Origin of the sequence: Paenibacillus sp. NPDC057886, assembly GCF_042796655.1 — a bacterium.
In the GTDB taxonomy this organism is placed as follows: domain Bacteria; phylum Bacillota; class Bacilli; order Paenibacillales; family Paenibacillaceae; genus Paenibacillus.
Map to the genome: position 1 here is coordinate 134,622 of NZ_JBHVMZ010000007.1, position 13,005 is coordinate 147,626.

General features: G+C 41.1%; 11 protein-coding genes and 1 pseudogene. 4 read left to right on the forward strand and 8 right to left on the reverse strand.

The window, feature by feature from the left end; genetic code table 11:
- Positions 1-595: 595 nt before the first annotated feature.
- Complete coding sequence (locus tag ACFVQB_RS23595; protein WP_379444852.1) at positions 596-1,504, reverse strand: LysR family transcriptional regulator; 909 nt, start codon at positions 1,502-1,504, stop codon at positions 596-598.
- 144 nt (positions 1,505-1,648) lie between these two features.
- Here ACFVQB_RS23595 and ACFVQB_RS23600 point away from each other — a divergent pair, with 144 nt between their 5' ends.
- The 3 genes from ACFVQB_RS23600 to ACFVQB_RS23610 all read left to right on the forward strand — a co-directional run bounded on the left by ACFVQB_RS23600 (position 1,649) and on the right by ACFVQB_RS23610 (position 4,008).
- Positions 1,649-2,668, forward strand: coding sequence for an alpha/beta fold hydrolase (locus ACFVQB_RS23600; protein WP_379444856.1), 1,020 nt, complete (start codon positions 1,649-1,651; stop codon positions 2,666-2,668).
- Positions 2,669-3,091: 423 nt separating this feature from the next.
- Positions 3,092-3,412: a transposase gene (locus ACFVQB_RS23605; protein ID WP_379444860.1), complete on the forward strand. Its 321-nt coding sequence runs from the start codon at positions 3,092-3,094 to the stop codon at positions 3,410-3,412.
- Positions 3,409-4,008: an IS3 family transposase gene (locus ACFVQB_RS23610; RefSeq protein WP_379445489.1), complete on the forward strand. Its 600-nt coding sequence runs from the start codon at positions 3,409-3,411 to the stop codon at positions 4,006-4,008. The genes ACFVQB_RS23605 and ACFVQB_RS23610 overlap by 4 nt, the downstream gene beginning before the upstream one ends.
- 106 nt (positions 4,009-4,114) lie before the next feature.
- Here the strand turns inward: ACFVQB_RS23610 and ACFVQB_RS23615 are convergent, their stop codons facing one another.
- From ACFVQB_RS23615 to ACFVQB_RS23625, 3 genes are all read right to left on the reverse strand, one after another.
- Complete coding sequence (locus tag ACFVQB_RS23615; protein WP_379444864.1) at positions 4,115-5,935, reverse strand: S-layer homology domain-containing protein; 1,821 nt, start codon at positions 5,933-5,935, stop codon at positions 4,115-4,117.
- Positions 5,936-6,080: 145 nt separating this feature from the next.
- Complete coding sequence (locus tag ACFVQB_RS23620; protein ID WP_379444868.1) at positions 6,081-6,728, reverse strand: response regulator; 648 nt, start codon at positions 6,726-6,728, stop codon at positions 6,081-6,083.
- The gene (locus tag ACFVQB_RS23625) at positions 6,725-7,954 is read right to left on the reverse strand and encodes a sensor histidine kinase (RefSeq protein WP_379444872.1); all 1,230 of its coding nucleotides are present in this window, start codon (positions 7,952-7,954) and stop codon (positions 6,725-6,727) included. Before ACFVQB_RS23625 ends, ACFVQB_RS23620 begins: the two co-directional genes overlap by 4 nt.
- 510 nt (positions 7,955-8,464) lie before the next feature.
- Here ACFVQB_RS23625 and ACFVQB_RS23630 point away from each other — a divergent pair.
- Positions 8,465-9,082: pseudogene (locus ACFVQB_RS23630) on the forward strand (dihydrodipicolinate synthase family protein); the annotation flags it as partial.
- A 96-nt stretch (positions 9,083-9,178) separates the two neighbouring features.
- Here ACFVQB_RS23630 and ACFVQB_RS23635 read toward each other — a convergent pair.
- The 4 genes from ACFVQB_RS23635 to ACFVQB_RS23650 all read right to left on the reverse strand — a co-directional run bounded on the left by ACFVQB_RS23635 (position 9,179) and on the right by ACFVQB_RS23650 (position 12,938).
- Positions 9,179-10,375, reverse strand: a complete 1,197-nt coding sequence (locus ACFVQB_RS23635) for an MFS transporter (RefSeq protein ID WP_379444876.1) — start codon at positions 10,373-10,375, stop codon at positions 9,179-9,181.
- A gap of 526 nt (positions 10,376-10,901) precedes the next feature.
- The gene (locus tag ACFVQB_RS23640) at positions 10,902-11,195 is read right to left on the reverse strand and encodes a super-infection exclusion protein B (RefSeq protein ID WP_379444880.1); all 294 of its coding nucleotides are present in this window, start codon (positions 11,193-11,195) and stop codon (positions 10,902-10,904) included.
- Between the two features lie 340 nt (positions 11,196-11,535).
- Positions 11,536-12,132: a methyl-accepting chemotaxis protein gene (locus ACFVQB_RS23645; protein ID WP_379444884.1), complete on the reverse strand. Its 597-nt coding sequence runs from the start codon at positions 12,130-12,132 to the stop codon at positions 11,536-11,538.
- 242 nt (positions 12,133-12,374) lie between these two features.
- Positions 12,375-12,938: a TetR/AcrR family transcriptional regulator gene (locus tag ACFVQB_RS23650; RefSeq protein WP_379444888.1), complete on the reverse strand. Its 564-nt coding sequence runs from the start codon at positions 12,936-12,938 to the stop codon at positions 12,375-12,377.
- Positions 12,939-13,005 lie beyond the last annotated feature (67 nt).

Consider the following 13,005-nt stretch of genomic DNA (forward strand, 5'->3'; position numbering starts at 1 on the left):
AGTGCAGCACCTGCTCCCATTCAATTGTTGTACTGCTACATCACAAAACACTACACACTACTACCTGTGCGTTGTCATATTAAATGAGAAAAAATACATTACTCATTTTGTATCTTTATGCATGTTATTGTATGCTGTCTCGGGGATATCTTCATCTTAAATATAACACAGTAAAAAGGCTGTTATCTAATATTAGATAACAGCCTCAGTTAAGATCTAATATTATTAGATTGAATCACTATTCGCATTTCTATATTAGAGTCTACTACTCCAACAAAATACTTTACTCTTATGTGATAGATATTGGAACAACTCCAACAATACTTCTTTATAAGTAACTTTTTTCTAGCAATACCTGATATCAATTTTAAGGAGTTTAATATTTCAATTACGAAGTATTTCCTCTAACAATAAATTAATTCCATCTGAGTAGATCTGACAAACAAAGAAACATTAAATTACTGAGCATACCTGAAACTCGTAACTTATCTATAGGAGACGTTTACTTGCTTTTATTTTATGTTCAACTCAGGTCTTCGTCTTTATATTTTTTCCTGTTTTGATTGCATTTAGCTTATCCCCTTTTGTACATAAGCTATACGGTTTTATTCTCATTCTGTAAACGAAAAACGTCCCTTGTTGATTCTATGAAAGATAACATGATGGGTGAAAGCCACTTGTCTTTGTGCCACAACATCTGTGTATAAACCTGTAAGTCCGGAATTAGCCATGGAAGAACAACGAGTTCTCCGCGTTCAACTTCGGATTGTACAACAATTTCAGGAAGAAAACCGATACCGATTCCCGAGATCGCACATTGTTTAATGGCTTCAGCACTTTGAAACTCTAGATACGTGATGCTATCAATGCCCTCTTTCTCAAATGACCGATCAAACATCGTTCGATATGGACAACCCTTTTCATTGGTCAGGAACACTTCTTCATGAAAATCTTCCAACTGCAGCATATTTCGCTTAGCAAGTGGGTGATCTGGAGCTGCTAACAAACGGAAATTTTCTTCTGCAAGTGATTCCACGACAAGTCCGCTTGAGCGAATAGGTTCGTCTAGCATATAAACGATATCCGTGGTTCCCTCAAATAACGTTTGCTTGAGCACTTGATTAGGAACTGAGCGAAAGATTAGGCGAACTCCCGGATGTTGCGAACGAAACCGTTGGAAGACAGGAGGAAGCCGATAGGAGCAGATAACCTCATTCGCACTTATCGTTAGGGTACCACTTAGTTTTTCATTGTCATGGACAACACTACGAGCTTCGTCCAATTTTTCGAGTACGCCTTGGGCATGCGTTAAAAAGCGTTTGCCCGCAGTTGTAAGAGCGAGTTGCTTGCCCAACCGATCAAAGAGGCGAACACCCAACTCATCTTCCAATGCTTTAATTTGCATCGTGACGTTGGAAGGAACGTAGCTCAGCACTTCTGCTGCCCTCGTGAAATTTAATGTTGCTGCAACCGTGCAAAATGTATTCAGTTGGCGCAATTCCATCCGATGCTCTCCTTTAATCTTTCAATTTTATTGAATGCTATCTTGAATTATATTCACTTTTATTGAGAGTACCACGGCTTTATACTAAGCACAAGAGATCACACTGAACATGTGGTTTTTCATTTTGAAGGGAGCGACCATACGATGGATTATGAAATTTTTAAATTGGGTGATGTCATTTTACAATCAGGAGTGACGTTACCAAACGCTTTTATCGCTTATAAAACTTACGGAAAATTAAATGAACAGAAAGATAATGTTATTGTCTATCCTACGGCTTTTGGAGATCAGCATGTTCAAAATGAATGGTTAATTGGCGACGGGATGGCGCTGGACCCAGAGAAATACTTTATTATCGTTCCAAATTTGCTGGGCAATGGACTCTCTTCCTCTCCCAGTAACACGCCTCATCCATTCGATCGAGCTAACTTTCCACAGGTAACCATCTATGACAATGTTCAATTACAGCACCAACTGCTGACCGAGAAATTCGGTATCCAAAAGATTGCTCTCGTCGTAGGGTGGTCCATGGGCGGCATTCAAGCATTTCAATGGGGTGCAAGTTACCCAGAGATGGTCGAACGAATTGCACCTTTTGGAGGAATCGCCAAACCATGGCCTCACACCTATGTGGTGCTGGAAGGTGTAAAAGCTTCACTGCTATCTGCAGTCGGTTTCGACTCAAGTAAACTAAATCAATTAACTTCTGCAGATATGCGCGCCGTTGGCCGGGTCTATGCGGGATGGGGATTATCTCATGCGTTTTATAGAGAGGAACTTTATCATGAGATGGGTTTTGAATCATTGGAGGATTTTGTAGCTGGTGTCTGGGAAAATAGCTTTATGAATATGGATCCGCATAATGTTCTGTCCATGCTATGGACAGGCCAGCATGCAGATATTAGTGACAACCCCTCCTATAACAGAGATTTTGATAAAGCGCTTAAGAGCATAAAGGCTCTTGCCTGCATCATGCCAGGGAGCACGGACCTCTTCTGCACAGCGGAAGATAATGAATATGAAGCGGAGCGTATTCCTAATGCTACCTTTAACCCAATACAATCGCTCTGGGGTCATTTTGCCGGTCGTGGAATCAACAGTACCGATAATCAATTTATTGATGACAATCTAAAGAAGTTGTTGTCACTTAGCACAAAAAAATAGATCGTAACTTGCATTGGCTATCTATCAGGCATAGCAAGATTCCCTGTTCTTTAGCCCGGTTATTTCTCTCCTGAATTAACAACCTAATCGATCGTATTTGAGGTCACCAGAACTTACTGGTTCGACCTCTTTTTCTTTGGTCGTAATTGATTCAACGAATTCTGCGAACGCTGAAATTCTAGTTTTTATCCATATTAAATGATGCTAGGTTTAGTAAACAAAAGAAACTGTAGCATGTCTTAAATCTTGAAAATCATACTTTTTTTATCGTTCTCATACCTGTAGTATGTTCACGAAATTCAACTAACCTGCCCGTTAGCTTAAAAAAAAGACCAACTCTGGTATTATCCCCTTTAAGTAGACACTTAAAAAAACCTTCATGTTATCATGAGGGTTCAAGTGACACTTGGAGGGGATATTTTTATGACGAAAAAAGGACAAACATTTCAGACGTATACCGAAGAATTCAAATTGAATGCAGTTAGATCATATGTCGAAAGTTCCTCTAGTTACAAGGTGGTCGCTGAACGCGAAGGAATTCGAAACTGTTCACAACTGAAGGTCTGGGTGAAAAAGTGGAAAAACGGGGAAGCGTTCGATGAGCGAAAAAACAATGTCCCGAATCCACTGAAGAGGCATCCCCGTACTGCCTTTAGCAGTGTAGAAGAAGAACGAGACTATCTTCAAGCACAGGTAGATTATTTAAAAAAGCGGTATCCAAATCTAGTAAAGGAGAAGCACTGAGCCAACGGGAGAACTACGATATCATCGATGAATTGCGCTGCTCACATGGCATTACACGCCTATTAACAGTTGCAGGAATATCCCGATCCAGTTACTACAAATGGCGAGCAACCCAGCCGCAGCGAGGCGCAAGACAAGACCGTGATCGTGAGATCAAAGAACACATGATGGCTATTCATTTTGCAAACCGAGAGTTTGGTTATCCTCGCATGACCACGGCGTTGTGGGAGGCCGGTCTGAACGTCAATCACAAGAAAGTATGGCGAATCATGCGGGAACTATCGATCCAATCGGTGATTCGCAAGAAGCGAAAGAAGTCCAGCTATTCGCCATCTGTTATCTATCCGAATCGCCTGAAGCGCGAATTTCATGCCACAGCACCCCAGCAAAAAATGGTGACGGATATTACCTATATTTCGGATGGGAGCGCATTCGTTTACCTGTCTGTAATTCAAGACTTGTTCAACAACGAGATTGTAGCTTGGCAGTGCTCCATTCAATCAGGGCTTCCAGTACACGTCACAGGCGTACAACTCACGATTAGAAGCATTCGGCGTCAAAGGCAGCCACTCTCGCAAAGCAACCTGCCTGGATAACGCATGCATCGAATCTTTCTTTTCGCATCTCAAAACAGAGAAGCTGTACCTTAACCAGTGATGACCACACTCTCGGCTTTTCTAATAACAATAGGACTGCAGCAAGTTAGTGAATGGCTCTGTAAATCATCACCGCTGCTTCCGCCCGGGACGATGATGCTAAAGGTTTCAATTTTGTCCCATCTCCGGTAATAATATCATTAATAACCAGTGTGGCGATGCTTGTCTGTGCATATTCGGCTACGCTAGACCAGTCCAAGAAACGTTCCAACAGATTCTCGCTTCCCTTATCCATATCCTTCCCGACAAGCTTAAGTGCTCGCTCCATAAGCACCATCATATCTTGTCTGGATATTTCGGACTCGGGGCGGAAGTGATTATTATCCTGGCCTTTTGCTATTCCCATGCTCTTTGCAATGTGCAGTGCATCGGCATAGTAAGAACCGGAATCCACATCCGAGAAGCGGATACCGGTATCCGTAGCCCAACCGTTTCCTGACTCATTAAGGCCAAGTGCCCTGACCAACATCAGGATAAAATCCGCGCGAGTAACCGAAGCCGATGGGCTAAAGCGATTCTCCATTACACCAGTGATGACACCGCGCGCAGACAAAGTCTCTATAGCCTCCTGTGCCCAACCATAATTTTGGATGTCCACAAATGTTTGAGACCTCTTAATCATTTCTACGCCGTCAAAGGTCAGGTTTTCAATTTCCGCTTCCTTTTTTAACAAATATCTATCAAAAAACGCCTTTGTATAAGAGGAAATAATGGTGCGTTGTTCCATAGCGTCCCGGGTTCCTCTGGGAGCCTCTCCCCCAGTATACAAGGAATCGGAGAAGTCACTATGAACCACATTATCAATAATGGCAAAGTACGTATCCATGCTGTTCGATTCAAGAAGGAACGCATTCGTATTATAGGCAAGTACTGTACCTAGCTGCATGAACGGTTTCTTAAAATCGCTATCCAGCGCGCCTAACATATTGCCGTCAAGATTTACAGCTCCGACAAATCGGTCATCGTCACGGCTAACGAGTGCCGCTGTCGTTCCTCCGAAAGAATGCCCAAACACACCCATACCGTTTTCAAGCTGCAATCTACCTTTAAATATGGAATCAATGTCACCTGAGTTCATTTCGTATAAACGATCTGCGACATAGCTAATATCCTCGCTCTGTAAAACGGCATATTTCGCAAAATTGACGGCTTCAGGCGCGGAAGTCAACTGGCGAGAAACCTCGATTGCTTGTTCTTCCCCAAGCTTCTCTGTCAGTATCGATATTTGAGGCGTGATTAAGCCGGCAAATTCCATGGTATACTTTACGATGTCGTCCAAAAATTCATTTGTCATCCCCTTTGTTCGTCCATCCTTAAGTTTGGACACACCGCTCCCCGGATGCCCGATTGATACCACAATATAGCCGGCGCTTGCCAGATCTTGAGAGAACAAAGTGCCTTGCTGCGGGTAAGCACCTGCTCCATGAGAAAAGAATAAAACAGGATATTGTTTTTCCTTTTCAGACAAGGCGAGATCGTCGTAGGACCACGTTTTAAAATTAGGGGCAAAAAGTTGTTCTCCACCCGCTGTACCCCCTAGCCTAACCGCAAGCTCATCCCTTAGCGACTGAAACTCCGGAAATGCATATTCTGCCGTTGACTTGCCTTCACTGCTGTCGGACGGATAGAAAATAATTGCGGTCAGATCCCTTGTTGAATTGTCTGATGCTCTGTACGTAAAGTCCATTTGTGTCCGCCCGACCGTGTAATTTCCAACCGGTCTCGGAAAGCGATCATTTGCAGTAATGACGTTATTCCCCTGTTCCGAAAATTGCCCTTGTGCGGAAATGACGCTTTTGGGTCCGTGGGCTGGGAGCATGGTCAGTGTGAGAACAGTTGCCAAAATCGCTGTCAGTAGTTTCCTCATAATTATTCCTCCAATATAGGTTATGGAATAGTGTTAACACTCCTCTTTTATCCCTACTCTCATCATATATGGAGGAGAAAAATAAAAAATCGTACAAAAGGGCAAGCCCCAAAGGTACGATCGGGCAAATCTATAAAATGTTCGATCATAAGTGCAGGATTCCACGCACCGCCGCGACAGCGACTGCCTGCGGTCTCGAATCCACACCCAATTTATTGTAGATACTAGTTAAATGAGTCTTTACTGTCCGTTCGGCTATTCCCATATCGATGCCGATCTCTTTACTTCGAGATCCGCGCGCAATCGCTTGAAGCACGATCATCTCTTTGTCTGTAAGAGATGTCTTCGCCGAAGATGACTCTTTCGCCCTTCCTGACGTCTTGTTAGCGAATACTTTCTCGGTGATCTCCGGAAGTAGCAACGTTTCCCCCCTAAGCGCTGCATCAATCGAGCGAAATATCATCTCCCTTCCCGTATCCTTAAGCAAATACCCTTTGGCACCTAACGCCAGTCCGCGGATCATCATTTCATCCTCGTTATAGGTAGTCAAAATAATGACAGGAATATCGAGTCCTTTAGCTTTGAGTGCTATCATGGTGTCTAAGCCGCCCATTTCAGGCATGTTTAAATCCAATAGGATAATGTCTGGTTTGAAAGCGTCCACCTGTCGGACCGCTTCCATACCGTTGGATGCTTCTGCAATTACCGCGTACCTTTGATTAGTTTCCAGGATCAGCTTAAGCCCCTCACGAACGACTAGGTGGTCATCCACGATAAGAATTCTAACTGTCATAAATTAGTGTCCTCCAGTTGTAATGGAATGCGAACAGAAACTTTGGTTCCTTGCTTTCCGCTTTCAATTTCGATATCCCCGCCAATTATTCTAGCTCTTTCATATATGCCGATTAAACCATAACTGCCAGATTGTTTTTCGATCAGCTTGGTATCAAAGCCTATTCCATCATCCGTAATTCTTAACTCGATTACGTTTTCATTTGATGCAACCAAGACTTCTACATTTGTAGAATTAGCATGTTTAGCTGTATTTGCCAAGCATTCACGAATGATATGTAAGCTATGTTCTAAGACCAACTTAGGTACCATCGGATGGTGTATCGATAGACTTGTGGAAATTTGAATGCCTGTCATATGTGAAAAATGTTCAGCCTCATCCTGCACCGCTTTCGAGATATCTATAGTTTCTACCGAATACTGTCGCAAGTCGTCAATTGCACTTCTCGCCTCCGAAAGCGTGCGTTTTGCTTGGGCTTTCGACAGCTGAACAATCTCGTGGGCACGTTGGTTATTATCGTTCTCTAAATGGGCATCCACGGCGTCAAGCTGCATGATGAGACCTGCCAACCCTTGTGCCAAGGTATCATGTAAATCACGGGCCATCCTTTGTCGTTCGTTGGCGATTGTCAGATCCTCCACTTTTCTATGCGCTCGTTCCAATTCACGTAAAAATGACTGTGTCCGCAATTTAATATGAACTTGTTTATAGAACAAAGTAGCATAGCTGATTACGAAAAACATCATGAAGAAGAGGGATGTTAATGTTGATTGCAAATCCTCGGTTGTCTCCAACCAAACCAACGAAAAGACAAAAATAGCACTATAGAGCGTACAGACCCAGAGTACCTTGAGTCTCTGGGAATATACCCCAATGCTCTGCCCAATCACGACCGTCAATAAACTGACAAAGATGACAGAATAAACCTCAGGCATGAGTAATGCACAACCCCAAACAACAAGTCCTTGTACTATAAAATATATCCAGTGACTTCTATAAACGATAGATCCAGCATACCAATGCAGCAAGATGTGGATCAACATGAGAACTGTAAAAAAAATATAATCTAACAATCTAGGGATCACGGGGATCTGGGTGAACAATACAGTGAAATAAATAAAAATAACCCATATAAAAACGGGTAGACGAGATGCTCGCAGAACATTTCGGGTATCAGATCGGAGTCCTTGATACGGTTTGATTTTCGAATATTTAAAATCACTCATGCAAAAATTACCTCTTTCATCTACCCTACTTGTATTTTTACAATAAAGTCCACAGAAAGGGACACCATCCCAGCATCCTGCATGTAACCAAACATCCTCTAGATAAACAACATTTTCCGCATTCATCTCACTACAATCATAGACTCCACTGGTAGTTTACCATGAATTGTAACTATCCTGCCCGTTAGTTTAATGAATTAACGACAAAATAGTGATTAGATATACGCCTAATCGGTAATAGGAACATATTCTTGTCCATTTCGGTTATCGGACTATGTTCTTGTCCGTTCCGGCAATCGGTACAAGTTCTTGTCCTTTCCTCATTCATCATTCATTTCTTCTTTTCTTTTAATGAGTTAGGTCCATGTTCATGCAGGTTACGAATAACTGGCTACTATATACTCCTTCGGTAAATTGGCATATTAAACTTTATGTAAATTGGACCTATTGAATCATCCAATTTGATATATAATTCGTTGATGTAATTCTTTACCTAATTATTAGAGGAGTGTCTTGCAGCTTGCTGTTAGTGCAGCTGAAAACACCCCTGTAATGACAAGTATCAGTGCATTACGCACACTTGATGTACTTCATTTAGCGGAAGATGCCCAAAGAGCAGGAGCTAGTGCGGTACTACTTGCTCCTGTTTCTTATCAAACATTGACGGATGAAGAAGTTTACCTATTGTATGAACAATGTACAAAGTCGCTCTCTATTCCACTTTGTGTGTATGATAATCCTGGAACTACGAACTTTCATTTTACCGATGAACTGCATGGTCGAATTGCTTCCCTTCCCCATGTGCGTTCCATTAATATTCCTGGTGTGCCTTCTAACCTTGAAGCAGCCAACGTGAGGATTAACAATCTTCGTGAGCTAGTTCCCTCACATGTTACGATCGGGGTAAGCGGTGATCCATTTGCAGCTACTGGCCTGAATGCAGGATGTGAACTATGGTACTCCGTTCTGGGTGGCTTATTTCCAAAGCTGTGTTTAAGAATAACTCAGGTCTCTCTGAAAGGTTATAGTGCGGAAGCTGATCAAATCTCCACACAAATAGAACCGATTTGGTTGCTATTCCGCCAATACGGAAGTCTTCGTGTTATTGCTACAGCTGCAGAACGTAGCATAGCCTATCAGCTGATAAACTATCAAGTCCTTCGACAAATTCAAGGATCTGGAATATATTAGGGAATTATGATATAGAGATATTATAGATGAACTCTAACTTCCCTTCCTTTTATCAATGTTGGCCCCCTTACGTCTGTAAACTACGTTAACCATTTCAGAAGCTAACAACATGATGCTGAATAAGACAAGCAGAATAATTGGTACCATTAACATTCCAATTTGACCTGCAATCATTCCCATGACTAACGGGATCAACGCTGAACCTGTATACGCGCTCGCCATTTCAAGTCCAATTACACTTGGGGAAGCCTTTTCTCCAAAACGTTCCGGTGTTGCATGTACAATACTTGGATAGATTGGTGCTCCGCCCAATCCTACAAGAAATAGAGCCCCTGTCGCAATCCAATAAGGGACTGGCATTACAAGAATTACAAGTCCAAAACAGCCAACGATTGAACCATATCTTATTAAGTTTTTACTAGATACGTTGGAGGAAAGAAAACCTGATAAGATTCGCCCTATAATGATTCCAATAAAGAATAAAGAAGATAAAGCTGCTGCTGCGCCAGGAGAGACCCCCTTACTTCCTATAAAAAAAGATGCCATCCATAGACCGGCGGCTGTTTCGGAACCATTGTAACATAGCATGGTTAGCATGGACATTTTCACGCCTGGGATTCTTAAAGCCTCTCGATTGCTGATTAGTTTCTTATCGTCGCTTCCTCCTTCTACTCTCCCCTTCTCAAAGATCTTCCATAAAGACAATGATGCCAATAATATCGCCGCTATAGTAAGGAGAATTAACCCCACCATAACGTATCCAGCACGCCAGTTGTTGTTATGATTCAACCAAAATGACATAATGAGTGGACCTGTCACTGCTCCAATCCCCCAGAAACAATGCAACCAACTCATATGCCTTGCTTTGAAATGCAGAGCAACATAGTTACTTAATGCTGCATCCACTGAACCTGCACCTAAGCCTAAAGGGATAGCAAGAATTAGTAAGAATATAAAATCTTCTGATATGGAGATTCCAAGTAAAGCAATCGTGGTAGACAGTATGCTGAATAATGTTACTTTCCCCGTCCCATATTTATGCAACAACCTACTCGCCAATAAACTAGACATTACCGTAAAGAATGAGATGATTAATGATATGTAACCTGCCATTTCTGTTGTGGCACCCATATCGATTTTCATAATAGGCCAAGCGCTGCCAAGTAAAGCGTCTGGTAAGCCAAGCGCTATAAAAGCGAGATAAATAATCATTAGTAAAAATGTAACCATTTTGAGTTTCTCCTTAATTTCGTGTTTTTTCCTATCTATTTGAATATATTTCTCCTTTTCATTGTGTTATTTACCTCGCTTCACAATTTTTTATCTAAATCTTACTTGGTGTGTAATCACAAATATAATAATATTGATATTAATTTATGGGATCTTCCTATATATTGATTGGAAATATCACAATTATGATATTCATGAAGAAATTTTCGTTTGGATTTGATTATTTAGAGCACTCTTCTTCATTTATTTATCCAAATTTACCCCTACTCTATAACTCAAATAAAACACATTTTCTAATAATTTCTTTACAGGAGAGGGCACACTGATTTCCCTACTTCTCTTCCCCTTTTTAAGCTGCTGCAATAATCTGATCGATCGGAACGATTCTGATGTTCATTTAAATACCTCTGATCATTTTATGGAAATCAGCGAATGTATGCGCTTTCATATTGTCTTAGTTTTTTGATGTCTACCAGTTCCATCCTTCGTATTTAAAACAAAATATCGTACCAATATAAGCTTTTCCTTAGGAGTGAGTCTGTGCAACTTCTCTTTTCTTAGCTTCATTGATAACAGAAATTGAGCCTGAGACTAAGAATACTCCCCCGATCCAAGATCTGTATTCTTCAATTATTGAAGTTAACTGAACTGAATTTGTAATCTCTTTCGGCAAAAACAAGGCTAAGCCTGTAATCAAGAATATCGTTAACAGATGTTTAGTTCCTAACTTTAAGAAGTCAACCACCTTTGTAAAGAAAGCCTCCAGATAAATCGCCCCTTTTAAGCTTTTAGGATATTTATAACCAAAATATTTAAACAATCAATCTACACTTTTGTATTGAGCTGATTCCCGTGTTTGGGTGACCATCATATGTATGAGTACACTCACTCAGTGCCATTTCCCTACTCTTTGAAGGTTCATCCCTGCAAACGGACGTTCCCGTTGGAACGCGATTAAATTGGCTTACATTTGGTCATTTGAGGGCAATCCCCAACCCGCTCTATTCAAGTGCCGAAAGCGGGCATAGAATGACCATTACCAAGTTCCGGTTGCTGACTGTCATACTTGAGGACCCGCTATTTAATAGTTTGATTCCATTTGTAAGACGTCAAGCGAACACGTTCAGAACACATAGTTTGCTAAAGAAACTGTTTTTCCCTTAAATAATTTTGGATACATGCCGCGCCTTTGCATCGAGCAAATTAGCTGATTCAGCCATATTTGTAAATTCCCCCAACATAACTTCGATGCGCTCTTGGCTTTTTTCAATGTATTCCTCAGCCTGCCGTGTCCCGCTAGTGATATTGCTGATCTCTTTAGCAATACCGTGAACGCTATCCCTAATTTCATTGATTGAATTTTCTACCATCGTCGATAGCTTTTTCACTTCTTGTGCAACGACATCGAAGCCTCTTCCATATTCAACAGCATGAGCAGCCTCAATTGCAGCATTCAACGCCAAAAGTTGGGTTTGTGATGCAATCTCACGGATTGTTTGGACTATTCCCTGAACGGCTCCTGCCTGCTGTTGCAGATCGACAAGTATAGAGCGATTATTTAAGGATACCTCGGATATTAATGAAATGCTGGAAAGTATCTCTCCACTTCGGCTCTTTCCTTTCTCGGCTTGTTTGTTTAAATTCTCGGACATCGTTTTTAAATCCTCGACAACAGTAGAGATATTGTTCTGTCGCTGAGTAATGTCTGTAGCAATTTTGGCTACACCTAGGATATGCTCGTTGCTTTCATCAAACACAGGTAAATATGTCGCTTCCAGCCAAACGGAATTCCCTTGGTTATCAATGGGGATTAAACCCTGTTCAATACAGGAATCATCTTTTGTCCGCTTCTTAAATGACCATTGCCACTCTTTTTTTAAGTGTCCTTGACATGGGGTCCAGATTAGAAGTTGCCTAACCTTTTTTTTAATGTCCTTTACAGAGGGTACATTTTATATTACTGGCTAACCGGATAATACGGAAAGCATATGTGCGATTATCAATTACCAATTGTTCTCCCAGCAATATTTAAAATTAATTTCGCTTCTTCTTCCGGTGACTTCAAGCAATCTGAGAGAATCCATTCTTTAAGAAGTCTTACTGTTCCATACTGAACATACGAAGCAATCGCCTTCTTTTCCTCCAATTCCAGGTTTTCTGATAAATGTTTAATGACCATATGATCAAACTGCGGTAGAGAGATTGTGATGTGGGAGATTAGGTCATAATTATCTAGATCTAATACAAGTTTTGCAAATTCAACATTGTCTTTTATATATTGTAGGATCCGAGTCAGACATTCATCGATATTTTTGCCTGCTGCAAGATCATTAATAATGGTAAATGAAGTGCTTTGTATATACGTCTCAGCAATTTCATTTAGTACGTCATATTGACTTCCATAGTGATTATAGAATGTAGTACGATTAATTCCTGCAATTTGGCATAATTCCCGTATGGATATTTTATTAATATTACGTGTCTTTAACATTTTCAATAAAGCCTCACAAATCAAGCGTTTTGTTAACATTACCCTCTGGTTGACATTATTTTTTTCTGACATAGAGCCTCCAATGTATTCGACATTTCCAACGAATCTGTCGGTTGTAAAGTAGACAGATGTTGATATT